Origin of the sequence: Bacillus sp. AFS059628, from assembly GCF_002571225.1 — a bacterium.
Taxonomy (GTDB): Bacteria; Bacillota; Bacilli; order Bacillales; family Bacillaceae_G; genus Bacillus_A.
In genome coordinates this window covers 1-26,764 of the sequence record NZ_NVEC01000115.1, presented here as the reverse complement: position 1 = coordinate 26,764, position 26,764 = coordinate 1, and the positions used below count along the sequence as shown (strand labels likewise).

The 26,764-nt window shown below is 34.7% G+C and carries 29 protein-coding genes and 3 pseudogenes; 9 read left to right on the top strand and 23 right to left on the bottom strand.

Annotated elements, in window-relative coordinates:
- Nucleotides 1–121 precede the first annotated feature (121 nt).
- The 8 genes and pseudogenes from COL05_RS29255 to COL05_RS29220 all read right to left on the bottom strand — a co-directional run.
- A pseudogene (locus COL05_RS29255) lies at nucleotides 122–295 on the bottom strand (helix-turn-helix domain-containing protein); the annotation flags it as partial.
- A gap of 84 nt (nucleotides 296–379) precedes the next feature.
- Nucleotides 380–1,231, bottom strand: coding sequence for a DUF2935 domain-containing protein (locus tag COL05_RS29250; protein WP_098671147.1), 852 nt, complete (start codon nucleotides 1,229–1,231; stop codon nucleotides 380–382).
- Nucleotides 1,232–1,404: 173 nt separating this feature from the next.
- The gene (locus COL05_RS29245) at nucleotides 1,405–1,605 is read right to left on the bottom strand and encodes a sporulation YhaL family protein (RefSeq protein ID WP_000449227.1); all 201 of its coding nucleotides are present in this window, start codon (nucleotides 1,603–1,605) and stop codon (nucleotides 1,405–1,407) included.
- A gap of 76 nt (nucleotides 1,606–1,681) precedes the next feature.
- Nucleotides 1,682–2,554: an alpha/beta fold hydrolase gene (locus COL05_RS29240; RefSeq protein WP_142337720.1), complete on the bottom strand. Its 873-nt coding sequence runs from the start codon at nucleotides 2,552–2,554 to the stop codon at nucleotides 1,682–1,684.
- 237 nt (nucleotides 2,555–2,791) lie between these two features.
- Nucleotides 2,792–2,986 carry a Phr family secreted Rap phosphatase inhibitor gene (locus COL05_RS29235; RefSeq protein ID WP_098671145.1) on the bottom strand — a complete coding sequence of 65 codons (195 nt, stop codon included), beginning with the start codon at nucleotides 2,984–2,986 and terminating at the stop codon, nucleotides 2,792–2,794.
- Complete coding sequence (locus COL05_RS29230; RefSeq protein ID WP_098671144.1) at nucleotides 2,986–4,080, bottom strand: response regulator aspartate phosphatase; 1,095 nt, start codon at nucleotides 4,078–4,080, stop codon at nucleotides 2,986–2,988. Before COL05_RS29230 ends, COL05_RS29235 begins: the two co-directional genes overlap by 1 nt.
- A 250-nt stretch (nucleotides 4,081–4,330) precedes the next feature.
- Nucleotides 4,331–5,308 carry a ring-cleaving dioxygenase gene (locus tag COL05_RS29225; protein ID WP_098671143.1) on the bottom strand — a complete coding sequence of 326 codons (978 nt, stop codon included), beginning with the start codon at nucleotides 5,306–5,308 and terminating at the stop codon, nucleotides 4,331–4,333.
- Nucleotides 5,309–5,352: 44 nt separating this feature from the next.
- Nucleotides 5,353–6,297 (bottom strand): ring-cleaving dioxygenase, encoded by a 945-nt coding sequence (locus COL05_RS29220; protein ID WP_098671142.1) that lies wholly within the window; start codon nucleotides 6,295–6,297, stop codon nucleotides 5,353–5,355.
- A gap of 436 nt (nucleotides 6,298–6,733) precedes the next feature.
- Here COL05_RS29220 and COL05_RS32420 point away from each other — a divergent pair, with 436 nt between their 5' ends.
- The gene (locus COL05_RS32420) at nucleotides 6,734–6,781 is read left to right on the top strand and encodes a hypothetical protein (RefSeq protein WP_242269834.1); all 48 of its coding nucleotides are present in this window, start codon (nucleotides 6,734–6,736) and stop codon (nucleotides 6,779–6,781) included.
- Nucleotides 6,782–6,790: 9 nt separating this feature from the next.
- Here the strand turns inward: COL05_RS32420 and COL05_RS29215 are convergent, their stop codons facing one another.
- From COL05_RS29215 to COL05_RS29185, 6 genes and pseudogenes are all read right to left on the bottom strand, one after another.
- A complete protein-coding gene (locus COL05_RS29215; protein WP_098671141.1) occupies nucleotides 6,791–7,174 on the bottom strand; it encodes a hypothetical protein in 384 nt (127 codons plus the stop codon).
- Nucleotides 7,175–7,363: 189 nt separating this feature from the next.
- Nucleotides 7,364–7,621, bottom strand: a complete 258-nt coding sequence (locus COL05_RS29210; protein ID WP_000974348.1) for a hypothetical protein — start codon at nucleotides 7,619–7,621, stop codon at nucleotides 7,364–7,366.
- 19 nt (nucleotides 7,622–7,640) lie between these two features.
- Nucleotides 7,641–8,643, bottom strand: a pseudogene (locus tag COL05_RS29205) (WXG100 family type VII secretion target).
- A gap of 508 nt (nucleotides 8,644–9,151) precedes the next feature.
- Complete coding sequence (gene yhaM / locus COL05_RS29195; RefSeq protein WP_098671140.1) at nucleotides 9,152–10,096, bottom strand: 3'-5' exoribonuclease YhaM; 945 nt, start codon at nucleotides 10,094–10,096, stop codon at nucleotides 9,152–9,154.
- A 41-nt stretch (nucleotides 10,097–10,137) separates the two neighbouring features.
- Nucleotides 10,138–13,062 (bottom strand): ATP-binding protein, encoded by a 2,925-nt coding sequence (locus COL05_RS29190; protein WP_098671139.1) that lies wholly within the window; start codon nucleotides 13,060–13,062, stop codon nucleotides 10,138–10,140.
- Entirely contained in the window at nucleotides 13,059–14,300 is a 1,242-nt protein-coding gene (locus COL05_RS29185; protein ID WP_098671138.1) for a metallophosphoesterase family protein, read from the bottom strand. The genes COL05_RS29190 and COL05_RS29185 overlap by 4 nt, the downstream gene beginning before the upstream one ends.
- Before the next feature lie 135 nt (nucleotides 14,301–14,435).
- Between COL05_RS29185 and COL05_RS29180 the strand changes: the two genes are divergently transcribed.
- Nucleotides 14,436–14,621, top strand: a complete 186-nt coding sequence (locus tag COL05_RS29180; RefSeq protein ID WP_000539547.1) for a YhzD family protein — start codon at nucleotides 14,436–14,438, stop codon at nucleotides 14,619–14,621.
- 26 nt (nucleotides 14,622–14,647) lie between these two features.
- On the opposite strand, the gene COL05_RS29175 is transcribed toward COL05_RS29180, so the two are convergent.
- Nucleotides 14,648–15,010: a hypothetical protein gene (locus COL05_RS29175; protein ID WP_098671137.1), complete on the bottom strand. Its 363-nt coding sequence runs from the start codon at nucleotides 15,008–15,010 to the stop codon at nucleotides 14,648–14,650.
- A 153-nt stretch (nucleotides 15,011–15,163) separates the two neighbouring features.
- Here COL05_RS29175 and COL05_RS29170 point away from each other — a divergent pair, with 153 nt between their 5' ends.
- Entirely contained in the window at nucleotides 15,164–15,304 is a 141-nt protein-coding gene (locus tag COL05_RS29170; RefSeq protein ID WP_000273537.1) for a YflJ family protein, read from the top strand.
- Between the two features lie 65 nt (nucleotides 15,305–15,369).
- Here the strand turns inward: COL05_RS29170 and COL05_RS29165 are convergent, their stop codons facing one another.
- The 4 genes from COL05_RS29165 to COL05_RS29150 all read right to left on the bottom strand — a co-directional run bounded on the left by COL05_RS29165 (nucleotide 15,370) and on the right by COL05_RS29150 (nucleotide 18,321).
- Entirely contained in the window at nucleotides 15,370–15,768 is a 399-nt protein-coding gene (locus COL05_RS29165) for a hypothetical protein (protein ID WP_098671136.1), read from the bottom strand.
- A 107-nt stretch (nucleotides 15,769–15,875) separates the two neighbouring features.
- On the bottom strand, nucleotides 15,876–16,310 hold the full coding sequence (locus COL05_RS29160; protein WP_098671135.1) for a hypothetical protein: 435 nt from the start codon (nucleotides 16,308–16,310) through the stop codon (nucleotides 15,876–15,878).
- A gap of 159 nt (nucleotides 16,311–16,469) precedes the next feature.
- Complete coding sequence (locus COL05_RS29155; protein ID WP_098671134.1) at nucleotides 16,470–17,114, bottom strand: response regulator; 645 nt, start codon at nucleotides 17,112–17,114, stop codon at nucleotides 16,470–16,472.
- Nucleotides 17,104–18,321 carry a sensor histidine kinase gene (locus tag COL05_RS29150; RefSeq protein ID WP_098671133.1) on the bottom strand — a complete coding sequence of 406 codons (1,218 nt, stop codon included), beginning with the start codon at nucleotides 18,319–18,321 and terminating at the stop codon, nucleotides 17,104–17,106. The genes COL05_RS29155 and COL05_RS29150 overlap by 11 nt, the downstream gene beginning before the upstream one ends.
- A gap of 103 nt (nucleotides 18,322–18,424) precedes the next feature.
- On the opposite strand from COL05_RS29150, the pseudogene COL05_RS32235 reads away from it, so the two are divergent.
- The 3 genes and pseudogenes from COL05_RS32235 (at nucleotide 18,425) to COL05_RS29135 (ending at nucleotide 20,352) form a co-directional block, all read left to right on the top strand.
- Nucleotides 18,425–18,609 (top strand): annotated as a pseudogene (locus COL05_RS32235) (hypothetical protein).
- 324 nt (nucleotides 18,610–18,933) lie between these two features.
- Nucleotides 18,934–19,929 (top strand): zinc-dependent alcohol dehydrogenase family protein, encoded by a 996-nt coding sequence (locus tag COL05_RS29140; protein ID WP_098671132.1) that lies wholly within the window; start codon nucleotides 18,934–18,936, stop codon nucleotides 19,927–19,929.
- A gap of 117 nt (nucleotides 19,930–20,046) precedes the next feature.
- The gene (locus COL05_RS29135) at nucleotides 20,047–20,352 is read left to right on the top strand and encodes a hypothetical protein (RefSeq protein WP_098671131.1); all 306 of its coding nucleotides are present in this window, start codon (nucleotides 20,047–20,049) and stop codon (nucleotides 20,350–20,352) included.
- Between the two features lie 554 nt (nucleotides 20,353–20,906).
- On the opposite strand, the gene COL05_RS29125 is transcribed toward COL05_RS29135, so the two are convergent.
- The 4 genes from COL05_RS29125 to COL05_RS31600 form a co-directional block, all read right to left on the bottom strand.
- Complete coding sequence (locus COL05_RS29125; RefSeq protein ID WP_000637511.1) at nucleotides 20,907–21,218, bottom strand: YbjQ family protein; 312 nt, start codon at nucleotides 21,216–21,218, stop codon at nucleotides 20,907–20,909.
- Between the two features lie 136 nt (nucleotides 21,219–21,354).
- Nucleotides 21,355–21,558, bottom strand: a complete 204-nt coding sequence (locus COL05_RS29120; protein WP_098671129.1) for a DUF4028 family protein — start codon at nucleotides 21,556–21,558, stop codon at nucleotides 21,355–21,357.
- Nucleotides 21,559–21,710: 152 nt separating this feature from the next.
- Nucleotides 21,711–22,241, bottom strand: coding sequence for a general stress protein (locus COL05_RS29115; protein WP_098671128.1), 531 nt, complete (start codon nucleotides 22,239–22,241; stop codon nucleotides 21,711–21,713).
- Nucleotides 22,242–22,280: 39 nt separating this feature from the next.
- Nucleotides 22,281–22,418 (bottom strand): hypothetical protein, encoded by a 138-nt coding sequence (locus COL05_RS31600; RefSeq protein WP_000359816.1) that lies wholly within the window; start codon nucleotides 22,416–22,418, stop codon nucleotides 22,281–22,283.
- A 207-nt stretch (nucleotides 22,419–22,625) separates the two neighbouring features.
- Here COL05_RS31600 and COL05_RS29105 point away from each other — a divergent pair, with 207 nt between their 5' ends.
- The 3 genes from COL05_RS29105 (at nucleotide 22,626) to COL05_RS29095 (ending at nucleotide 26,646) form a co-directional block, all read left to right on the top strand.
- Nucleotides 22,626–22,877: a hypothetical protein gene (locus COL05_RS29105; protein ID WP_098671127.1), complete on the top strand. Its 252-nt coding sequence runs from the start codon at nucleotides 22,626–22,628 to the stop codon at nucleotides 22,875–22,877.
- A 204-nt stretch (nucleotides 22,878–23,081) separates the two neighbouring features.
- Nucleotides 23,082–25,772: an ATP-binding protein gene (locus tag COL05_RS29100; RefSeq protein ID WP_098671126.1), complete on the top strand. Its 2,691-nt coding sequence runs from the start codon at nucleotides 23,082–23,084 to the stop codon at nucleotides 25,770–25,772.
- A 16-nt stretch (nucleotides 25,773–25,788) separates the two neighbouring features.
- On the top strand, nucleotides 25,789–26,646 hold the full coding sequence (locus COL05_RS29095) for a CheR family methyltransferase (protein WP_098671125.1): 858 nt from the start codon (nucleotides 25,789–25,791) through the stop codon (nucleotides 26,644–26,646).
- The last annotated feature ends 118 nt before the right edge of the window (nucleotides 26,647–26,764 follow it).

The window sequence follows — 26,764 nt, the reverse complement described above, 5'->3', positions numbered from 1 at the left end:
TTTAATTAACTTTCGTTATACTTGGTTAAATAAATCGTAACAGTTAGTTACCCTTCCTATCTATCCTTTATAGTACACAATTTGAGTAGAAAGAACAGCTAGTGTAGGGAAATTCTTTCTTCTATCTATATATTTTCTTTAACTTATCAGAAGCCGTGCCAGCTATAACCATTAAGATGAGGGGTAAAAAATTCATTACGTACGGTGCATCTGCTACAAGTGTAATGCTCGCTCCGGCAAACTTATTTAACGTCCATACAACCATTTTTATAACAAACAAAAATACACCCAGCATAGTTTCATTTTCATCAAAAAAAAGAAGCTAACAATAAATTGTTAACTTCTCAGCTGAAAGTAAAATAGTATCTTTCTTGATCTTCTAATATCTAGGTTGTGATTGAATATTGGTCAGATGAACGTCATACATATCAATGATTTCAAGAAATCTATCCGCTTCACGGAAAACATGGTCTGCTAATAATGGATGGATGATACTCTTTATTTTACATTGCTCAATTAAATCACGTGCTGTTTTCTTAAAATCCCGAAGAGATGCAACCGACACACGATTTTGATCTAAAAATTGATCTAAAAGAGGGACTGTTTGAGATTGCGGCTTCATAGATTCTAAGTCAATTGCTTGATACATCAATTCATCAAAATCATTGCTAAAATTCCGTGCTGTATCTACGAGCTTTCTTTCTGATGGATCAAGGAGGTGACCAATAAATTTAGCATGGTCTGCCATAATCCTTAAAAAGAAAACATTTTCTTTAATAATAGCATCAGGAAGAGCGTCTAATTTACCTTCGTTTAATTCCATTAAACGTTTTCTAAAATAATCAGCTTCCCTACTCGTATGGTCAACTAAAAGTGGGAAGTTATTTTGTCCTGGTAATTTACACGTGAGAATTAATCCTAAAATTTTTCGTTTAAATCCCCAAATATTAGTTGCAGCTTGTTGTACTTCTGCATTAAATCTTTTTATTTGCTCAGGATCTGTTTCATTTGTATAGGAATGCGCTATTTGTTCAATATGTTCAAACAATCGATAAAATTGATTCGCCTCTTCAATTAGTTGCGTATCCTCGCACCTAAACCCAAGGCGAAGAAAAAAAGAATGCTCCTTCATAATTCTAGACCAAAAACGAATTTCATTTAATGAACGTTCAACAAACATTACAGATGTAACACCTGTATCAGGATGTAATGATGTTTCATCCCTATGCATTGTTAATCCCCCCCAGTAAAATACCCCGCTAGTTTTATTCTTATGAGTAGAAATATATATAAATACCATTTATAAAAGTTCATGATGAATTTCGTATACATGCTCCCCAAAAAGAAAAAAGACTACCACCTAGATGTAAAGTTCCACTAAGTGGTAGCCTTTCAAAATGTCTATTAAAGCAACACCGAATCCTTATCACTATCTTGATTACGTTTCTCGCGTTCTTCTGCTAAACGCTTCATATACACTTCGCCTTCTTTTTCGATAAATTCATTATCCATCTCTTGCTCTTTTTTCGAAGTATATAAAACCATGTAGCCACTTAATACGATTCCAACGATTACAAGATACACCCACCATGGTAAAGTTTCCACTGTACTTCATTCCTTTCCTTAGACAAGCCTTATTAGTTTCACTGTATGAGGAAAGAAGTGGATTTATGCTTAAAATTTATTGGGGATTCTTCGCGAAGAACGCTTGTACATATTCCATAAACTCTATTGGCTCTTGGCGAAACGGTGCGTGGTATCCTTTTTCAATAATATGGAATGTACTATTCGCAAATAGCTGATGATACAGTTCACCATTTTTCCAAGAAACGCTCTTATCATGTCGTCCCCATATAATTAAAGTCGGCACCTTAATTTTATCGGCTTCCATCGCAATGCGGCGCTCTCTCATTTTTGTCAGCTGATTATAATGCTTTTTATCGTCGCGACTATTTTTCACTGCATTTTTATTATAATCTGTAATCTCTGTTACAGTTTGTAAGTCCGTTGATAGCGGCGGCACTTCATAACTTTCTTTTTGCTGGAAAGACTCAATCCCTGTAGAATCCGCTAAAATGAGATGCGTTACTGCATCCGGATATAAATACGCTAGATTCAGGGACATCTCTCCGCCCATCGAATGACCAAGTACTGCGAATTGATTGTATCCGAGTTTCTTCATTAGTTTATAATATAAATTCACTTGCGCAGGAAACGAATACTGAAAATCAACCGGCTTCGAAGAACGTCCAAATCCTAAAATATCAACCGCGATAATCGTGTGATCTCGTGCAAGTTCCGGATAAATATCACTAAATCCATCTGAAGAACCACCAAACCCATGAAGCATAAGTAAAGGCGGTTTCCCCTCCCCAATTTGCTTAAAATAAATCGTCTGTCCATCAATCTGTGCCATACTCTCTTTCGTATGCAACTTCATCATAACAGTATCCTTCACTTCTTCAACCTTCGCAATCGGCTTATCAACGAAGTTACATACGATAAGCAAAACAAGCACAATACCGCTAATCAAATAAAACTTAAACCGTTTCAACATTCCCGTCTCCTTTCTCTTGTTGCTATTTAAAGTTTTTACATTATTTGGTTGTTTTATAATCATTTTTAATTGTAACTATAACAGTTACAATTATATCAAAAAAATATTACTCACCGCTATTAGTGATGGTTGTTTTGTAACTATTATAGTTACACATTTAAAGTAAGTCAATTCTTTTTACGACCAAAAAGAAAAGGGACCTCATTATGAGGTCCCTTCACTTTATTATTTAATTTAAAAATGGTCAGCGTGTGAGTCTTGCTTGCTAATACCGCCACCGTCCCCAATACTTACATAGTCTGGCCTTGCTGGCGCTCCGCCTGTATCTCCTCGACTAGCGTATTGATTAGATTCAGTAGAGCTGTTTAATCCTATCGCTAAAGTCCCCAAAAGTGCTAATCCCGTTATTAATTTGCTAAGTTTTTTCATTATTTCAAAGCTCCCTTTTCTAAATATTTTTTATTCGCTTTATTATTTATATAAAAATATTTACTTGCTTTGATATGATTACCTTCTTCATAAAATTGCATTGCTAATTTTTCACTGTATTCTTTTATACATTCTAACAAATTTTTACTTTCAAAATACGCAATGCTTTCTAATACAATTTTCTCCATTTCATTTGCATTAGAGCCCTTGTTCAATTCTTCCAATATCATAAAACGATATTGAAATTCTTTATTTTTTAATTCATTACATATTTCAATTCCCATCGCAATATATTTTTGTGCTAACTCAATTTTACCCAATTTACAATACTCTTCAGCCACTGTAAAAATCGCCTTATAATGTTTAGGTAATTTCTCAGCAACTTCAGCAGCATGACTAATGGCCAAATCAGATAGATTTTGAGTACCATATAACCAGGCTAAATTGTTTCTAATCATCAGAACGTACTTTTTATGATTTAATCTTTGGAATACATCTAAAGCAATATTAAAACTTTCTTCAGCTAATTCAAATTGCTTTAATTCCACGCAACATAAACCATATATATTCTCACATAGTGCAACATTAATTTGGTACCCAGGATGATTTACAAATTCTTCTTTCGCTTTTTGAATATGGTGAATAGCTTTCACTTCCTGGTATGTATGATAGTAAAATTCACCTAAACGATAATTAAATTCTGCTTTTTCACAAGGATTTTGAATGTATTCTAATAATTTTTCTGCCTGTTCAAATTCTTTACTAGCTTCCTCATAATTTTCAACCATTCTAAAATAAAGTGCTTTAAACAAATGATAATAATAAGCTAGCAAACCTTCTTGCGGAACTTCAAAAGGTTCTACTTGATTAAAGTTACCTTCTTTAACGGAAACCCAATCACTCAAAACTTGATACCTAAAATTCAATAACGCATGATAAAGCAATACATCTTGATCCACGTCCAAACCACTAATCTTACTATCAATCTCTTCCTTCATCTCCGTTGCTTTCTCTATGTTTTGCTGCAACATTACACGATACCAATCATCTAAAGAATGTTTCATTTGCTCCCTTGTTACTACATCTGCTCCCATACACTCGCATCCCCTTCTCTTCAAACTTACAAAATTAGGATATTTATACAATTATCCAAATTGTATATTACCACCTCTTTTCTATGTATTGAAAAATAATTATCAGAAAATTAAATATTTTAACTAATTATACCAAAGTTTTCCTTTTTGATAACTTGAGAAAAAATTGTCAGAAAACTCTATAGAACAAATAAAAAAACAAGCAGTTCCAGCACTCCGCTAAAACTACTTGCTCTCCTACTTATTATTGTTACTCTTTAATAAATTCCTTCGTGCTTCTTACTGTATCAATCGGACGAACTAATTTTTCGATTTCTTCACGTTTTGGCTCTAGGAACGGAGGTAATGATAACTTTTCGCCAAGTGTTTCGTATGGCTCATCTCCCATAAATCCTGGGCCGTCTGTTGCGAATTCAAATAAAATTTGTGGTGCAACTCTTGCGTATAATGACTCGAAGAAGTGACGATCTACATATCCAGATGACGGAAGTCCAACGCTACTGATTCTCTCAATCCATTCTTCTAATACAGCACGATCTTCTACGCGGAATGCAGCATGGTGCACTGTACCAAATCCTTGTCTTGCTTCTGGAAGAACCGTATTATGTTCTACAATAACAGAGGCACCGTTTCCGCCTTCGTTTACTTCAAATAAATAGAATTCTCCTTCTTGCGCAATCTCTTTAAATAATAGAACTTTTTCTAACACTTCTTTAAAGAAACTAAAGTTTGCGATACGGATAAATACAGGTCCTAAGCCAGTAATTGCATGTTCTAATGGAACTGGGCCGTTTTGCCACGGTGTACCTGATTCTATTCCATTATCTAATTCATCTGAGATTAATTGATAGTGTTGATCGTCAAAGTCAACGAACGAAAGAGTTTTCTTACCAAATTGCTCTTTAATTCCTGTATGTTCCACTTCAAGACAATCAAAACGTTTCACCCAATATTGTAATGCTGCATCAGTTGGAACACGGAATGAAGTTTTTGAAATTTCATTTGTACCGTGTACTCCTTTAGGAATACCTGGGAAGTCAAAGAATGTCATATCTGTTCCTGCACTACCTTTATCATCTGCAAAGAATAAATGATACGTTTGAATATCATCTTGGTTTACTGTTTTTTTAACTAAACGCATTCCTAAAACGTGAGTGAAAAACTCATAGTTCTTTTCTGCACTACTTGTAATTGCTGTAACGTGGTGAATTCCTTTTAATTGGTTCATTTTATATTCCTCCAATGGTTTTAAATTGTATATTTTCTCTTCTATTACTTCTCTTCAATAGGTGCTAATTTCGCTTCAATTTCTGCTCGCTGCTCTTCTAAGAACGGTGGTAAATCAAGTTTTTCTCCTAAATGTTCTACATCGCCATCCACTGTAAATCCTGGTCCATCTGTCGCAATTTCAAATAGAATTCCGTTTGATTCGCGGAAGTATAAGCTTTTAAAGTAGAAACGATCGATAATGCCTGAAGAATGGAAACCTTTTTGTATTACCTGTTCTTCCCAATAAGCAAGCTCTGCATCGTTTTTTACACGAATTGCTAAATGGTGAATGCTACCACGGCCCGGCTTTTCAGTAGGACCATCCAAATATTTCACAACGATTTCTCCGAAGGCTTCTCCCTTCATAGACTGGAAAATCGCTTCTTCTTCGCTTCGGCTAACTTCTGTATAGCCAAATATATCTGTTAATGTACTCGCCAGTTTATCCAGTCTACGCACTGTCATTTCCACAGAACCCATTCCTTGAATTTGATGCTTTGCAGGAACTTCGGATTTCTCCCACGTTTCCCAGTGCGCCACTTTTTCTTCGTTTGAAACGAGTAGCACGAGACGTAGGCCTTCCGCATCCTCAAATTGCAAAGCAGGACGATTTGCATATGTTGTTATTTCACTATGTTTTACACCAAACTTCTCAAATCGTTCTTTCCAGTAATGTAAGCTTTCCTCTGAAGGAACGAGTAATCCAATTCGCGTAATTGCATTCGTACCACGATATGTTTTTCCTACTAAAGGCATTTCAAAAAATGATAGTTCCGTACCTGGACTTCCTGTTTTATCTCCATAAAATAAGTGATACATAGACGGATCATCTTGGTTTACCGTCATTTTCACACGGCGTAAACCAAGCACGTTTTTATAAAAATGGTTATTCTCACTCGCATTTTTCGTAACCATTGAAATGTGATGATGCCCTTTAATTTCATACATTGATAATTCCTCCGTTTCATTTTACTAGTCAAGTGATAACTAAAAAAATAACATTTCCCACAACTAATATGGTTTTTAGCGTTTTAATTTATTCTCATTATGTTTTTGTAAATTCATCTTAGTTTTTACTGCATAAGTTACTTTGTTTTGTAAGTCGAAAGCAAGTGAGTGTATGTTTTTCATATGACTCAATCGCTTTCGTTATTATCACTTTACATCTCAAGTGATAAAAAAGCAAGTAATTTATCTCAAATTCGAGATACTTTTTTATTACATAACATTTTGGACTGGAGAATGGTTTAGTAAATATAAAAAACATTAGTGGAGAACAGAACCGTCAATCCAGATTAAAGTTGCAACGCCATCAGCAAAACAAAACATCATCAAATCAGGAGATGTCTCCCCCTATGAAACACCAGATGGGCAACTTAATGGATTGAAAGGATACCTTGATCATAGATGTTGGTGGTATGAGTTTAAGTAAGATAAGAGACTAGCCTCCTTTTACAAATTCACTGTTGATTCTATCAACTTCTATTTCAACATACTTGTTAAAGTATTCACTGCGTTCAAGGAATATTTCATCTTCATCTGTAATAATAATCCCTGCATCAATAAACCTACGATTTAATATTCCACTAATAAGATACTTAAAAGAATTATCAATTCTTTTTAAACTTTTAACTCCATCTATTCCTTCGTTTATTTCAATATTACCGAAAACTGTAATGTCGAGAATAACAGGATAACTTTTTCCTTCTTCAATTTTATATGAACAAACAGTGGAGAACCCTGTGAATACTACACCATTAATATTTATTGTAACTTCCTCATCGATTAGCTCATCGGTTTTTTCTACATATGCCCTGTATTTCATATTTTTTCTTCTTATTATTAATCAGCAGGGTTTATAGATTAATAATCTATGTTTCAATAATACTTTTTTTGGCAGGGTAAAGATGTTACTGTAAAAGAAGTCTATGTATAAGTCTATTAACCTAGTAACAGTATAAAAAAGAAACCGGCTCTTTATTTGAGCCGATTTTTTATATCCTTGTTTGTTTTGCTATACTCCGTATGTCATTTCCTCCAAAAATTCTCCACCACTCTTGATGCATTTCATTAATCTACTACATGCGCAATGAAAGTAATGTTCACTTGTTGCAGCTGATTTTACCGGAACTGGATCTATTTCATGAAACATTTGTTCTTTTTTGTGAAAATACATTTTTCCGATTTTATCTGGATATTCTGAGGGATAAAATTGATATACAACTATTTCCTCATCTTCAAATTCTTTATTCATTGTGATATGAATCGCCATAATTTATCTCCTCTTCTGTTTATTCTTTATCTATATTAAGTATTTCCCAAGGACGGCCTGACCTTACAGTTGCCTTATGAGCCGTTTTGTAATCTGTTTTGAAAATGCCTTCAAATCTTGATTCAAAAATCTCATGCCGAAGTAAATCCATGTCTTCTTTTAAGAAATTACCATTTTCAAGGCGTTTCCATCCTTGAGCTATTGGATAATCAGGATCAAATCTATTAAATCCTTGTTCTCCTAAATCATGTTTTTTGTGAAAGACATGTTCTTTAGCTCTACTTACATGTCTTTCGTGTATGCCTGTATTTTTAGCTATAGACTGAACATCTGAAGTTGAATTTCTAATTTCTTCATATGTTTTTACAGCATGGGCATCTCGTCTAAGCCATTCATCTACAGAAATACTACCGTTTCTTCCACCAGAATTAATATACATTGAACGATCCATTTTAGTTGCTTTTTTAGCTGTATTAGCAGCCTCAGCCGCCTTTGCAGTCATTTTAAACACCTTTTCCTACTTTGGCAATCTTTCCAACTGGTGTAAGACCAGCTACCGCCATTCCACCAGCAAAGATTCTATCCCAAGTGGAAAGTTTTTCGCCAGTAGATGGATCAATACCATCCCAAGCACGACGAACATCGTATTCACCACTGACTTCACCGGCAATATCTCTAGCTAATTTTTTACCATCAAAGCCTTTCTCTTCAGAAGATGGTTTACCACACATTGCACCTTCTTCTATTGTAACATCTTGATCATCCGCATTGCGAAATTTTTCAGCGATTCGTTTCAAATCTTCTTCTACTTGTACAAGTGAATTGATAGATGTAAAAGCTTTTGGTCGCGCATCATTGAACATTTGAATGAACTGTTGATTAGAGGCACCAATCCATTGAAAACACAAATGATCAATTTCATTACATAAATTATTATGTATAGATTCTAATGCGATTCTGGTATTACTTGCACGATTAGCAACTTCTTCTAGCATTTCAGGTGTCACTTTGATTTGAACCATTTCTTTCCTCCCTTTCCCCAATTAAAATTATGAGATAAAAAGAAAAAATGTAAATACAGAAACTTTAGATTAGTATAATAATGTGTATATAAAATAAAAGAGCACCCCCAAAACGGAAATGCCCTTTTATTTCAGGTTTAAATTAAACCCATCCCTTTTAACATCTCAATTAAACTAGTATAGAAGTATTCACATGCCTCTGTCTCAGAATTAAATACCTTAAGATTACTCTTTGTTCCTCGCTGACTATAATATACTTCCCATACTCCATTCTGTTCATTGAAACAATACGATTCGTTTGGTAATCCACCCTTTAAACTATATAAATTCTTTGACACCTCTTCTTGTAATAATTTCTGTTCTAACCCATTTTTTCACATGTTTAGAACTTACCCTTTTCAATGATTCTTCTTCAATTATTTCCTTTTAACTATTTCATTTCATTTTTAATAAAGAAAACAGCCCCACTAAGCTTTTAACACTTAATGAGGCCATTCAATTCACACTATTAATTATGGAAAGACGGTTTATAGAACGAACGATTATCAAGTGCAAAGACACGCTCAGTGTATTCACCTGGTTTTGTGCGTCCTAATGCACGGTCCATCATGTTCATTTTTGCATCTAAGTTATCGATGTAGTGCAGAATTTCTGCTTCTTTTACTAATGGTGGTTTTGGGCTACCCCATTCTGCTTTTCCGTGGTGAGAAAGGACGATGTGTTGAAGAATTAATACTTCTTCTGCATCGATTTGTAGCTCATCTGCTGCTTTCCCAATTTCGTTCACCATAATCGAAATGTGACCTAGTAAATTTCCTTCTAACGTGTATGTTGTAGAAATTGGGCCAGATAATTCGATTACTTTACCAAGGTCATGTAAAATAACGCCTGCATACAGTAAGTCTTTATCTAACGATGGGTATAGATTTGAAATAGCTTTCGCTAAATCAAGCATCGATACGACGTGATAAGCTAATCCAGATACGAACTCGTGATGATTCTTTGTCGCTGCTGGATATTCTAAAAATTCGTTTTGATGCTTATTTAATAAATGTCTTGTTAGACGTTGAATGTTCGGGTTTCTCATTTCAAATATGTATTGCGTAATTTTCTCAACCATATCTTCTTTTTTCACTGGTGCTTTTTCTACAAAGTCTGAGATGTCCGTTACTTCATTTTCATTTGCAACTCGGATTTGTTTCACACGTAATTGAATACGTCCTTTGTAGTTTAAAATATCACCAGCTACTTTCACGATTGTTTCCGCTACATATTGTTTCTCAACTTCTGGTGATACGTCCCATAACTTCGCTTCAATATCTCCACTTGGATCCTGTAAGATTACTGTTAAAAATGGCTTTCCATTGCTTGCGATACCTTTTGTCGCTGTTTTAATTAACAAGAAAATATCGACTTGTTCACCAACTTCATACTCTGCAATTTTCTTTTTCATTCGAATTCCTCCACCAAATCAGTTACTTTTAGTATAGCACACTACAACTCATTTTCTTTACGCTTATGCGTTAATTTTATAATCTGTTTTTCTGTAAAATACGTTAATAAATGCGCATGGCATGTAAAGAAGATGACTTGTCTATCTTTTGCGATTTCCTTTATGAGTTCAATTGTGCGATTCGTCCTTACCGCGTCAAAGTGCACGAAGCTATCATCAATAATAAATGGATAATCATGCTCAAATGTTTTCGCTAATGCAAATCTCAGCGATAAATATAACTGCTCAGCTGTCGCTTGGCTTAGTTCATGACTGTAAAAACGCATACCGTCATTACGTTCCACAATAAACGGCTCTGCCTCTGACGGTGAAAAGATTTTACTATATCGTCCGCCTGTTAAATAGACGAAATACTCTTCTGATTTTTGTAAAATACGAGGAAGATGTACTTCATGATAATATTGCTTCGTTTTCGTTAACACTGTCTTCGCGGCCGCATACGCAGCCCACTTCTTCACTTGTTCACGCACTTGCGCTTTTTTCATTTCCCATTCGTGCAGTAAATCACCGTACGTACTTCCTTCTTCTAAATTCGCAATTTCCATACGATGTTTCGCAATGCGCTCCGTCAGTTCTTTTTCCTTTGTAAGACAGTTTTGCATGACTGTCATTTCTTGCTTTAATTTTTCATCATACCCGTCAGCCTCATAATGTTCAGCTAATGATAAACTCGTTAAACGTTGTTCTAACAGATCAATTTGCGGTAATAAACGCCCTACTTGCTTCTCAGTATCTTCACGTTTTTCCGCCAGTTTACCTGCTTCTAAAAACATCTCTTCATCTGTAGAATGTGCGATATGCCATAAACTATCTCGTTCTACTAACAGTTGTTTCAATTGCTCTTGCATGAACGCATACTCTTCTTGCCATTCGGCAAGCTTCTCTTTTAGCTGTTTACAAGTTTGGCGTTTTTCTTTCTCATTTTGCATACGGATTTGTGCCTCGTGCAACTTACTATACTCTGCACTACCGATAACAGTTTCTAGTTTATGTTCAAAATGCGAAATCATTTCATATAATGAAGATTTGCGCTCACTTTTCTTCTCTACATCACGATATAATTGCTGCATCTTTTCCATACGCTCAAACGCCGGTAATATGTGCGCATACGTATAAAACTCAGGGAACGTATAGCGCTTTTTATACACATTTACTTGTTCGCTCGTGCGGAACGTTTCTCTTTCCCATTCCTCATACGATGAAACAACTTTATCATACGCTCGCTCCATTTGTTGTAATTTATATGACTCACGCTCAAATAGCTTCCGTATCTCTGCATCTTTTTCTAACTCGTAGCGTACAGACATCGCTTCTTCACTTTGTCTTCCGCCAGCACTTTGCTGAAGAGTAAGAAGCTCTTCTTGTAACCCACTTGATGGATCTTTATATAAAACAAGGGCAAGAACAATCCCTACAAATACGATGACACTAATAAATAAGAGCGGGCGATTGTCTATAAATAAGCTCGTGAATAAAATGCCTGTGTTAATAAGGAGTAACAGAAGACAAACTCTTTGCCACTGCTTTTTCTTTTGCATAGCCGCTCCTGCTTTTTCCTCGTACTTGCGCTTCATTCTCTCTGCGCCCATACCGATAAACGCTGCATCTTGGAACGACTTCTCTTTCTCAGCTAACGCATTTCGCTCTTCATCCGCTAACATTTGTTGCTTAATCTGCCTTATATTTTCTTCTTGTTCTTCTAATTGCTCCTGCGCTACTTTAAAACGATCATCAAGCTGTACTTTTTGCGTTTCTAATTCGCGCGCTTTTTGCACCGTTTGCGTAATTAACTCTTTCGTTGCCAAACTCATATCAAACGACAGGACTGTTTCTTTTTCAAAAGTAGCACCAATTTGTTGCTCTAGTTCTGCCAGTTCTTCTTTTATATTCGTAATCGTTCCTGTCAAATCACGCATTTCTTGGTGTGCATTTTCGTAAGACATATGCTGCATACGAAGTTCTTCTACATAACTTTCTTTTTGTAAAAACTCTTCATCTATTTGAATCGATTCTATTTCTGACTGCACATTCTCTATTTTTTTATGTAGCGAATCCACTTGTAATTGGAGCGGCTCCATCTTCGCCTTAATCGCTTCATAGCGCGCCATTCCGTTTACAGGAAATTGCCGGTTCTCGTTTTCTAACACTTTCTCGTGCGCACGCTTTTCAATAACGAGAGGCTCTAGCGCTGCTAATATTTCATAATCTTGCTTTCGCTTTTCTGCATTCTCTTTTTCCACGCGAACAGAAGCAAGTTTCTCTTCACTTTCTTTTAACTGCTCCACTTGCTTTTCATACGTGCCAATTTTCCCTTGCCACTCTTTCATCTTCTCTTCAAATTTCTTCATCTCTTGTAGTGACACGTTAATTTCTGGTTTACGCCCGCTCGGTTTAAAGCGCTGATCCATTTCTTTTTCTAGCTTTTTATCTAGCTGCAATAACGCATCACTTCCGACTGCGCTTGCTGAAAATAAATAATTGCCGATATCCGCTTCACCAAGCTGATGAATGTTTTGAAGACCGTGCATATCGAATGAAAAGACAGATTCAAATAAACTCTCATTCATCCCGCTTAATATATCGTGTAAAATTTCCTCGCCGCCCGTTTTCCCGTCTTCAAAATAAACGGTCACCTCACCAGCTGCCGTCTTTGGCAATCGTTCAATTTTCAAACGGCCGTACTTCTCTGTTTCCACAGTGATCGCACCGCCATACTTGCCGCCTTCTTTCGGCTCATAACGGCGCTGTCCTCTCGTCGGAAAACCGAATAAAATACTTTTCATAAATGAGCGAATTGTCGATTTCCCCGCTTCATTTTCACCGTATAAAACAGTCAGCATTGACAGATCCATTTCCACATTTTCTAATTTTCCGTACCCATAAATATGGAGTTTTTCCATTCTCATTTCTTATCCCTCTCTTGCTGGAATAATTGTTCTAAAATAATGTTTTCTGCTTCCTTTTGAATCTCTTTCTTCTCTTCTTCAGTAAAAGATTCAATACTATTACGTGCTACAGGAGATGTCCAGATTGTGCGCAATACGCCGTCCATATTGGTGAAAGCTTCTAACTCTTTTAGCACACTACCGACGAAATGATTTTCTTCTTTCAAACGCTCGATTTCTGCAAAAGAAACCGTCTCATTTTTCCACTTCATCGCATATACGAAATCTTTTCGCTCTTCGCCAGATGCTAAAATATAAAAAATCTCTTCTACGCGCTTTTCATCACGTAAATAAGGAGAAAGTGGTCCTTGTCCTGTAAATACGACCGTAAGTAGCGTCCCTTCCTCTTCTCTTCGGCATTCATTCATCGCACTCGATACGCTCGTCATAAGTTCATCAACAGTTTCAAGTCCATCGATACTCACTTCTATCTCATCCCACACAACATCCGCCGTATGGAAAAATGAACAGTGCGTTCCTTGTTTCGTGAGTTCAATAAGATACGCACCCTTTTCGCCCGTTTCCTTACGATGACGTCCTTGTATGTTTCCTGGATAAATAATGCATGGCTCTTCTGATAAAATTTCACGTTTATGTATATGGCCAAGAGCCCAATAATCAAACTGCTTTTCTTTCAGCTCACGAATTTGAAACGGTGCATAGCGATTATGCTCTGCATCCCCTTCCACACTTCCGTGAAGCATGCCAATATGAAAAGGCGCATCACTCATTTTCGTATACTGCGCTGTCATATTATCCGTTACCGCTTGCTGCAAATAACTAAACCCGTAAATAGAAGCTAACAACTCACCATTTTTATAAAATGATTTCTCTTCTACATAAGGCTCCGTAAACACGTGAACATTTTCCGGAAACTCAATTGCTGCCCAGCTTCCCCCTAAATGATCGTGGTTACCGTGAATAATAAAAACAGGGATATCGTACTGCGAAAGTCTCTTCATTTGCTCGCGCACAAACACTTGCGCTCTCAAACTTCTCGTCTCCGCATCATACAAATCCCCGGCTAGCAATACGAAATCAACGCGCTCTTGAATCGCTTTATCAACAATACGCTCGAACGATTCAAACGTACTCTGCTTCATTCTCTCCCAAACAGACTGCGGTACATTCATCTCCATCCCTTTAAACGGACTATCCAAATGCAAATCAGCCGCATGTATAAACTTCACTTGTTTCACAAATAACGATCCTTTCTATGTTTCAAAAGTTTCACCTTATTGTAACACGCAATGTCATATATTTCTTTGCATATTCTAGTGATTTATGCCAAAATAGTTATAAGATTCTGATTTCTATTATTGGAGGGAATTTTCATGGGAGTATACGTTCTAACAGTCTTTGAAAAAGATGGTTCTAAAGCATTAGACGAATCATTCGAGGCGGCAACTGAAAAAGAAGCGAAAGCAAAAGGTGAATCTATTTTAAAAGAAAAAGGATTGTATGAAAAAACACATCGCTGCACATCTTCTGCAGGTAAGCTCGTTTTATTCCAGCGCTAAAAAAAGAAGCGTCATCCGCTTCTTTTTCACTCTACTATATCTTCGTCACACCACGTAAACACCACATCTAGAATGCGATTACCAATACGTACGCGCTTATTCCATTTTCCGGTTTGGATCTGATGTTGCAACTCTGCTTTCATCTTTTCCGTCCAGTCGTGAATTGTCTCACTACCGTCGTACGGATATACGCTTGGAAACTCTTTCTGCAGTAGATGCAAGCTCTCTACATCAAAATGAAAATGATAGAAGTAGTTTGCTGTAAGCGATGGTTCTTGCAATCGTAAAAAATGATCATCAATTTGCTTTCTATTTCGATAGAAAGTAAAGATATTCACTTTACCGCTCGTAATTTGGTCAATTTGAATTTCGTGCTTCTCTATAATCACGTCTTGCCCACCTCGTTATATACTACCTTTAGTATATATGTCTTTTGCAACAAAGTTAACCATTTTCGCGCGAAATTCATTTCCTTCATTATATTACCTGTACCTCCATATGCAATCAGAACAAATAAAATAAAGTTGAAGGGGAGCGATCACATGTATTTCGGAAGCAAAGGTTGGTATGTAAAAGAACTTAAAAAATTAGGTATCCGTACTTATGAAGGCAAAAAACTAGAATCGTATCGTACGCATGTGTTATCTAGTTTACTTGAGAGAATGAAAAGAGCTTCGGCTTAATTGATGTAGGAAGCGACTACGGTTGCTTCCTTTTTATATAGTGGTAAAAAAGAAATAATCCTATCTTAACGTTCTATCTTTACCGTTATACTCTCTTGATAAAAACCACCCATTATCAACTGAATCTCTATTACCAAATCTCTTTCTAGATAATCATTCGTACATACTTTAAATTCCCCATACTTATTAACCCGTCCGCTTCCAACATACATATCACCACTTGTTATGACAATTGTTGAATGAGGTTCTGCACGACCCAACACAAAATTATGACCATATTCCACAGAAGCTATCGTTATTTTTTGATGCATATCATTAATTGAACCTATACATTTCTTTTCACACAAATTAACATTACTTTCTTCAGCCTTCGAAAACGCCAGATTCCTGTTAATCTTTTCTGAAGAGGAAGCAACATTCCCCAGCCAAATAAACCTATCAAATGTAGTAATAGGTAGAAACATCTACGCTAACTCCCCCATTCTTCCTTCTCGTTTTTATCAACTACAATCTTTTGATGAACTTACAGTGTTAATTTTTATATCAATATAAAAAAATATCCTTTTTCCATTCAATTTCGCACTGTTAATTTGTATAGAATACATAGAATACTGTTTTTCACCCCAGATGCAATGACAACGCTACACAAAATAATCCACGATCCATTAAATGTAAATCCGCCTTCAAATGTATTAGTAATAATTATGTTGCCGATTATTAAAAGAATCCATGAAATGGAATACTGTTTTCCATTTGTAATATATAAAACTCCATCCTCATAACAAACTGTAATTCCTCCACCTTGCCAAACACCCATAGCGAAAGAAAAAAGCGTAACTGCCAATAACTCTGCTTGTAAATCTCTAGTCATTGGTTGCGGCGCCGTATAAGTAATAATCCCTATCATCAGGAGAAAAGTAATAATATATATCCAGTTTAATTTTGTTTGTTTACTTTGCAGCCAAATAAAGAAAATTACTACAGAAATTAAAAACAAAGTTGCCATTTAATTATTCTTCTTCCTTTCCCACATTAAAAACGTCTGTGTAATGCAATTAGAGCGTCCTTAAATCTCTCATACTTTCTAAAGCATAACATGAGAAAATAATAAAAAAATCGTACAAAAGGGCAAGCCTATAATGTACGATTGGGCATATATAATGTTTTAAAAATGAATTAACTTCCTTTCAATAGATACAGCTACTGCTTCTGACCTTGAATTAACACCTAATTTATTGTATATATTTGTTAAATACGCTTTTACTGTTCGCTCAGCTATTCCCATATCGAATGCAATTTCTTTATTCTTATTTCCACGCGCAATAGCTTTCAACACAAACAATTCTTTTTCTGTTAAGTTATTTTCTTCAACCTTATCAGCATATACTTCTTTCCTTTTATAATTCACTATCTTTTCCATAATATTAGGTTGTAGTAAAATCTCACCTCGAATAGCCGCTTCCAATGTTCGAAACAAATTCTCACGATCCGTATCTTTTAGCAAATATCCTTTTGCTCCTAACTCAATTCCCTTTAACATTAATTCATCTTCGTTATAAGTAGTTAATATAATAATCGGCGTATGATTTTGTTTTTTATTTAAAGCCTCAATTGTTTCTAAACCACTCATTTTAGGCATATTTAAATCCATTAAAATAACATCAGGTTTCTTTTTTTCTATGAAAGAAAGGGCTTCTTCTCCGTTTGTAGCCTCACCTATAATTTGAAATGAATCACTCGTTTCTATTATTAATTTCAGACCCTCTCTTACAACGAAATGATCATCCACAATTAATACGTTATACTTCATTGCTATCTCCTTCATTATTGATAGGTACTTGAATACACACTTTCGTACCCTTCATCTTTTCACTCAATATATGTATTTCTCCATTAATCAATCGAACTCGCTCATTTAAGCCAATTAAGCCGTAATGTCCAGGACTCTTACCGATATATCCAGTGTCAAAACCAATTCCATTATCTTCAACTTCAATAGTAAGTTTTTCAAGGTTATCGCTATATTCAACTTTCAAATTTACATCTTTTGCCTGCGAATGTTTTGCGATATTCGTTAAACATTCACTAATTACATATAAACAATGTTCCTTTACTAAACTTGAAATATGCGGGGGGCTTTGAATAGTAAATCTCACATGTATAGACGTAGCCTCAGAAAAACGTTGAACTTCTTCCTCTACAGCTTTATTAAATGAATTAGTAGTATGACGCAAATCATCAATAACCAGCCTTGCGTCGTGTAAAGTTTGTCTCGCTCTTATCATAGTTTGTTTCATAATTTCTTGAGATCGCCCTGTATTCCCTTTTTGCATATGAGCATCTATTGCTTCCAATTGCATAATTAAGCTTGCTACACCTTGCGCTAACGTATCATGTAAATCTCTTGCCATTCGCTGTCTTTCATTAGCTAATGTCAATTCTTCTACTCTCATATATGCAGACTCTAACTCTTGAATGTAGCTCTGTATACGATTACGTGCATCATATTGCTGCTTATTAATATAAGAAAAAGGAATAATAATTGCTAGTACTAAAAGGAACATAGAGATAAGAATAGCTACTTTATTCACACCATAATTCATACTAATCGCAGTACAAAATATGGCATACATGAGAGTAAAAACTGCCATTACTTTAAATATATTGTTATAAACATATAGACTTTGGGCAATTAAAATAGGCGTTAATCCAACAAAAATAGCTATTGAACCATTTGGTACAATAAATGCAGCAAGAAACACAATGAAGAGTTGTATAAAAAAGAAATACAACAATTGCCTATTCTTTAATGAACTTGCATACCAATGAAAGATAGTATGAATAACAATAATTATTGTGAAGAAGAAACTATCCATTGAGAGAATATTATTACGAAATTCTAAAAGCATTGAAGCTATATATACGAGTGTAATCCATAAAACAACAAACCTTCTTGGAATAAATACCGCTTCCAATACATTTGTATCCACGTCTATATTTGAATTCATTTTTTTCATATTCGACCTCCATCATTATATTATACTAGATGCAGCTTACATTTTGATAAAGTGAAACTTTGATTAGTTGGGCTTTTTTCCATCCCCATTACAGAATATAAATATGAAATATTGCATATCGAAATGCATTGATATAATTGTAAACGCTTACTATAATAAGCGTATAAAGATTTATTGCATCTTACCATTAAAAAAGGAGGCACTCATATGGAAATCGCAATGGCAGTTTTAAAATTTGTAGGTGGAGTAATTCCATTAGTTCAAGAACTTTTAAAAGCATTCATGTAAGGTTATCATTCAGCAATTATCTATAATAATTATCATACAAATGATCTGTATATCAAAAACAAATTGATACACAGATCATTTGTGTGAGAAAACTTTATACGAGAACTATGTAACCTAGTAGAACAATAATAATACATCTATCTCAAGTTAGAAAAAGACGCTCACAAGAGTGTCTTTTTCTTATATTACTACGTATTCAGAAGAAATCGATTTTATCAACTAGATAAACGACGAATTTCTGTTCCCTTTTATTTTTTGATAACAAAATAATCACTCCAACCAAAAATGCTATAATTACCCTTATCAAACTAAGGGGGCACATTTATCTTGCACGGAAAACACATTCAATTTCACAAGTTTGGCAATCCAAAAGATGTACTACAAGTTGAATATAAAAATATAGAACCATTAAAAGAGAATGAAGTTTTAGTCCGTATGTTAGTTAGACCGATTAATCCATCTGACTTAATTCCAATAACGGGAGCGTACGCACATAGAATCCCTTTACCTAATATACCTGGCTATGAAGGTGTCGGTATTGTAGAAGATGTTGGCGCCAGTGTTATGAGAGACCTTATCGGTAAACGTGTTTTACCGTTACGTGGAGAAGGTACTTGGCAAGAGTATGTGAAGACGTCAGCTGATTTTGTAGTCCCTATTCCTGATTCCATTGATGATTTTACAGCGGCACAAATGTATATTAACCCTCTTACGGCGTGGGTTACTTGTACAGAAACGTTAAACTTACAGCGTAATGACGTTTTATTAGTGAATGCTTGTGGTTCCGCTATTGGACATCTATTTGCGCAGTTATCACACATTTTAAACTTCCGACTCATTGCCGTGACAAGAAATAATAAGCATACAGATGAGTTACTGCGCCTTGGTGCTGCATATGTAATTGATACTTCCACTGCCCCGCTTTATGAAACCGTTATGGAATTAACGAACGGGCTCGGTGCGGATGCTGCGATTGATTCTATCGGGGGACCGGATGGAAATGAATTAGCTTTTTCCTTACGTCCAAACGGGCATTTTTTAACGATCGGTCTTCTATCAGGAATACAAGTGAATTGGGCAGAGATTGTCACGAAAGCAAAAGTGCACGCAAACATATTTCATTTACGACATTGGAATAAAGAAGTGTCACCATATAAATGGCAAGAAACGTTTCGTCACTTAATTCGCTTAGTAGAAAATAATCAATTACGTTTTATGAAAGTCCATTCTACATATGACTTAGCGGATGTAGAAGCGGCAGTTGATGTTGTACAGTCTGCTGAGAAAACGAAAGGAAAAGTGTTTTTGACTAGTTATTAACTACAATTGAAGTGGGCTTTTTGATTGATCTTTTAAATAGACTAGATAATACATTTAGGAACGAAAATTTGTAAGTATCTGGTATAATTCTATTAAAAGGTGAAAGGAGCTTCTAACATGTGGCTAATTTCGGCAATTTGGCCTGTTATACTAGTCGGGGGAATTGTAGTATTTGTAATAAAAAGATTGGAACATAAATATAAGCACGGCAAATTTGGGAAGAAAAAATCAAATGAGGCTCAAATTTTATTAGACAGTTTCATACCGATAGGAATGCTTATTGGCTGTATAATCGGTTTGATTTTCGGCATGTTTTTCCCGGATTATTCACTTCTTGCAGTGAGTTTAGGATCCGGAATCGGCTATTTATTGGGGTTTTTCGCCTATGAAATTTATAGCAAAACAGGAAACAACTTCTCATAATCCAAAAAGAATAAACGGGACAGTACATAGTAGTCATCAAAATATGTACTGCCCTTTATTTTGGCATCAACGTTATCACCTTACCTTCCACATCCTATACACCTTTTTGATTGATTTTTCTCTCCTCCCCCTTTTGTATATTCGCTTTTTTATTTTCATTAGATCTATACCCATAGTAAAGTAGAGCGCATGTAATAACTGAGCCTACAATGTATCCTAAAAAACATCCTAACCAAAACATAATGTAATCGCCTCCGTTCATAATAAATTTTATGTACTATAACTCTTTACATGCTCAATCGTTTATTTCTATCAACTATACACTCTCTAAAGCTATTCATACCATTATTTCTCTTCTTACCTCAAATAACAATTTTATTATTTGTCATAAAGTTAATATTTTTCCATATTATTACTTTTATCTTTAGAAATAATATACTACATTTGAAATAAGCAGGCTAGTATATTGGCTCTTCTCCCTCTTACCTTTAGTTATGAACAAAAAAATCCCCTCAAAGTATAAACTCCAAGGGGCGAGCCTGTTTTTTATTTACTTATATACGTACAGCTGTACCACTTACAGCAACCATTAACATTCCGTCACGAACAACTTCATAATCTACGTCAACACCAACGATAGCGTTCGCACCTTTTTGTTTTGCAAGTTCTTTCATTTCATCCATTGCGATATCACGAGCTTCTTTTAGCTTGCTTTCGTAAGAACCAGCACGACCACCGACAACATCACGAACAGAAGCGAATAAATCGCGGACAATATTTGCACCCATAATAGCTTCACCATTTACAATATCGATATACTCAATAATTTCTTTACCTTGAATTCCAGACGTTGTTGTTACAATCATGACTGACACTCTCCTAATAAGTTGTAGTTTGAATAAGCTTTCTTATGTCTTTATTATGACATGGAACAAACAACGAATCTATTGAATTACCTTACAGGAGTGTGACAGTTTTGTAAGAATAAAATGCCTAGTACGTTTAATAAAGCGCTTTCACATTTGGATACATAAATGATTCTCTATTTTCTCTCCAGTCCTTTTCTACTTCTTTGAAAGTTGGTCTTCCTAATTCTTCCTTGTTTCCCTGTTTATGAAACCATTTCTTTACATACTTCTCTCCATTTTTATTTTGCACTGTACAAAGGAAGCTATCACTACTATCCTTTAATATTTTTACAATCACGAAAAGACACCTCTTCCTTTCTCAATATCATAATAGGACTTGATCTTTTACTATAAGCCCTTCCTCTCTTATAGTCATACGACTCCTCGGTCGCGCCAAAGTTGTAAGATCAAAAAACGATATTCATTATGTTTAAATATGTGCCATACATATTATTTAAAGAAATCAGAGTTATACGCATTGTGCTTATCAAATATTTCATAGATTTCTAACTTATCATCTAATTTTGCATCTACTAAAATTAATATATTTCCATCGTAAATGTATTCTTCATACTTCTTAGCATGTTCTTCCGGAATGCCTAATCCGATAAATGCTCCTATTAAACTTCCAGCTCCTCCGCCAATACCGGCTCCCCCAATAGCTGCTGCGATAGGTCCTGCTGCTACAATTGGGCCCAGTCCAGATACGGCAAGTACACCAAGACCTGTTAATAAACCACCGAGTCCGCCTGCTACTCCTCCAGCTACAAGCCCTGTCGCTGAAAAAACATCCCCTTTATGTGCAGTTTCATGATTCACTTTTTCACCTGATTTTTCTTCCAGATGTTCAATTTCCTTTTGATCCTTCGCAATAGCTGAAATGTTATTAGCCGCATATCCTTTTTCCTTTAATTCATTAATAACAAGTGCTGCATCATCAATTGTTCTAAAAACACCTACTATTTTTCTATCTACATTCATAACTAGTAACCTCCTAAAGTTTTATGTAATTTATCTTTATTACTCTTCGTTTTTATATACACTAATTTTTTTATTCACATAACCATTTACGAAAAATGCTAATAATAAAAGGACTACAAGAGAACTACTTAACAAGTAAATGAAATCAAATGTAATATCCGTTATCATTTTATCCATATGTAACAGTCTCCTTTTTATTTAAAGTAAAAGTATAGAACCTTACAATTCATCTTCGGTCAATCTCTTTATGGTATATGTATACCCTTACCATCCCTTTTTAAACGTAAAAAACTATAATTATATTTTTTAATTTTATATGTTTAACATTTTTTAAAACGGGTACGTTTATATTGTTATGCTTACTATACAGAAAGGAATATTTCGATGAATGCCATTCAATCTACTACTATTCTTTATAATGAAATACCTACAATAACTCAAATTCATCATTTTTATGCTTTAATGACAACATTTCAAACGAATGTATTTATAGGTAAACATGGAGCACTTACTTCTATTAAAAACTTAAGCACATTAGTATCATTTTTCCTTACTGTCAAAAAAAGAGAACTTGTATTATTTATCTTTGAAGGAATAGATGCAAAAAAAGCTTTAAGAACACTCTTTCCTTCTTAAAAGTTTTATAATTCCCCTATTCCCTCGATTGTTACTTTTCATATATAGTTTTATATTTCAAAATGATTTCCTCTATGAAAAACGAGCCCCCTAATACAATAGGGGGATTTCTAGTTTGGTCTTACGAAAACTGATATAATATATATTACGTTTTCATTCTTTACGATCGAAAACTTTTAATAATCTTGAAGGTAGGAATTTTTGATGAAATCGAAAGCAAAATTTAGTATTCGTTACAAAATTATGGCTGGTTATTTAGTTATCATTTTGTTCTTACTTATTTCTTTCATTATGCTAAACAATGAGATTTCCAGTTTACAAAAATCTCGTAACTTTATTATTGAGCACGATTTTAAAGTTCTTAATTTAACGAATCAAGTGGAGAAAGATTTACTAACAATTGAAAATAAAGCGAAAGGATTTATCACTTCTAATGATGTAAATTACGTTCAATCCCTTAATGCTGTAGAAAAGGATTACGAAAAACATTATCAAGATCTTTTAGCTCTATTAGAGGATAACCCCTCTCAGCAAGAAAAGTTAAAACAGATTAATGAAAACATTACTAGTTGGATTAATAAAGAGATTCACCCGTTCATTACAACTAGCAATAGTAATAATGTACAAGCAATCGACACGACTCAAATTCAATCACTACAATCGCAGCTAACTAACTTCCGTAGTGTAGAGGAACAACTAACGAAAAAAAGAGCTGCACAATTAGATACTGAAAATAATAAATTAGAGATTTGGTTATACAGCTTATTGTTCTTACTTTCTTGTATTTCCATTATCATTTCACTCTATATTTCGAATTCCATTACAAAAACGATTAAAAATGTAATTCAGGCTATTAAATCCATTTCTTCTAAAGAAAAAATTACGGAAAGAATTCATGTGAACAGCCATGATGAAATAAAAGATTTGGCTCATACAACGAACCATTTACTAGACGAAATATCGAAAAGAGAGTGGTTGCAAACCGAGCTTGCAGAATTAATTTTAATGTATCAAGGTGTATCTTCTATTGAGATGTTAGGTAACAAAATTCTTAGTGGCGTTATACAAAAAACGCAAACGTCTTGCGGTGCATTTTATGTTCGTGAAGAAATTGAAGACACTGTCTACTATGTGAAGAAAGCTTCTTTCGCAGAGCAAGGTGCTGATATTGGGAAACAATCCATTAAAATGGGGGAAGGTTTCATTGGACAGTCTGCTTTAGAAAAGAAAAGTTTTATTCTCAGGGACATACCTGAAGAATTCCGTTACATTACTACTGGATTATTAGAAATACGCCCTAAAAACCTACTAGTTATCCCTATCTTATTTGAGGATGAAGTAATCGCAGTAATGGAGTTAGTAAGTGTAACTGAGATTTCAGACTTACATCAAGATTTAATTCAACAAACTGTTGATAATCTAGGTTTAACAATCCATAGCATTATGGGACGTATGCGAATTCAAACTCTTTTACATGAATCACAAGCAATGACAGAAGAGCTGCAAGTTCAATCAGAAGAATTACAAACGCAAGCTGAGGAACTACAAATGCAAGCCGAAGAATTACGAACAACGAATGAACAACTAGAGTCTAGAACGGAAGAGGCGGAGCAAAAGACAGCTGACTTACAAATTACTAAATCAGAATTAGAGGAAAAAGCAAGTGAGTTATTACGTAGCTCAAAATACAAATCTGAATTTCTAGCAAATATGTCCCATGAATTACGCACACCGTTAAATAGTATTTTACTATTATCTGAAATGTTAAAAGAAAATCATGATAATCATTTATCTGACGATGAAATTGAATTAGCAACTGTCATTCATTCATCAGGGAAAGATTTACTTACTTTAATTAATGACATACTTGATTTATCAAAAGTAGAAGCTGGGAAACTAGATGTGATTTTTGAAGCAACAAATATAAGTGACATGGCAGCAAGTATGCATCAAAACTTTTTACATATCGCTGCACAAAAAAATGTCGAATTTACTGTTGAAGACAGTGATACGATTCCTGATCTATTTTATACAGATGCAAAACGGATTGAACAAATTATTAAAAACTTATTATCCAATGCATTTAAATTCACGGAAACAGGATCCGTTTCTTTACATTTCGATTCAATAGCAACAACTAATTTAAGTCCTGATATGCAGTCTATCAGTAATGATTGGATGAAAATTTCGGTAAAAGATACTGGTATTGGTATCGCTAAAGAACAGCATCAACTTATTTTCGAAGCCTTTCAACAGGCAGATGGTGCAACGATTCGAAAATACGGTGGTACAGGTTTAGGTTTATCTATTTGTAAAGAGTTTGCTAGATTGTTAGGTGGTTGGATTACGTTAGAGAGTCATGTAGGAGAAGGCAGTACTTTCACTGTATATATTCCTAACCTTCCAAATGGATTAACTGATCTACAAGTATCCAATTTAGAAGTTGCAGCAACGATAGAAGAGGTTATTCCTGCTGAAGTTGTGGAAGAGACTATCGTGATGCCAGAAACAAATAACGTCTTCCAAGAGAAAACCATTTTAATTGTCGATGATGATCACCGAAATATATTTGCATTACAAAATGCATTAAAAAAACAACATGCCAACATTATTACTGCACAGAACGGTATAGAGTGTTTAGACATACTAAAAAACAATACAAATATTGACCTTATTTTAATGGATATTATGATGCCGAATATGGATGGTTATGAAACGATGGAACATATTCGAATGAACTTAGGGTTACATGAAATACCTATTATCGCATTAACTGCGAAAGCAATGCCAAATGATAAAGAGAAATGTTTATCTGCTGGTGCTTCAGATTATATAAGTAAACCATTAAATTTACATCAACTCTATTCGGTAATGAGTGTATGGTTAATAAAATAAGTGAGGTTTAGTTTAAGTGGAAAATAAGTATTATAATTTTGATCCATCTGTAGATATGGATAAGCGTACGAACTTAGAAATTGAATTACTATTGGAAGCGGTATTTAAACTATCTGGCTTCGATTTTCGCCAATATGCTCGCACATCTATTTATAGAAGAATTTGTAATCGAATGCAGATCTCTAATATCCCAACCATTTCAAAGTTAATTGAAAAAGTAATTCATGAGGAAGGTTTTTTAGAACAGTTATTAAATGATTTCTCCATTAACGTAACTGAAATGTTTCGTAACCCTAACTTTTTTAAAGCGCTAAGAGAGCATGTCATTCCTGAATTAAGAAAGCATCCTGAAATTAGAATTTGGCACGCCGGATGCGCAACTGGTGAGGAAGTATTATCCATGTCCATCTTACTTCACGAAGAAGGATTAAGTGAAAAAGCTGTTATTTACGCAACAGATATGAATACAAATGTGTTAGAAAAAGCAAAACAAGGCATCCTTCCGTTAAATAAAATGCAAACTTATACAAAAAATTATTTACAAGCTGGCGGTACACAAGCATTTTCTAACTATTATTCAACAGATAATCGTTTTGCTTATTTTAATCCTTCTCTTTTACAAAACATTATTTTTGCGCAGCATAATTTAGTAACTGATCAATCTTTTAACGAATTTCATATTATACTTTGCCGTAACGTTTTAATTTACTTTACGAATAAACTTCAAAACCAAGTACAGCAACTATTTTATGAAAGTTTAGGTCACAACGGATTCCTATGTTTAGGAAATAAAGAAACGCTTCGTTTTTCAGATATAATGCCGCATTATATCCAATTTAATCCGAACGAACAAATCTATCAAAAAATACAATAAAGTGAAACTTTAATCAGAGGGCGGTATTCCCCTCTGATTATTAGTTGAACCAATCGAACTTTTATGGGCAGTTGATCCCTCACCTTACTTCTTTGCTTTCGCTGCATTTTGAGGTGGG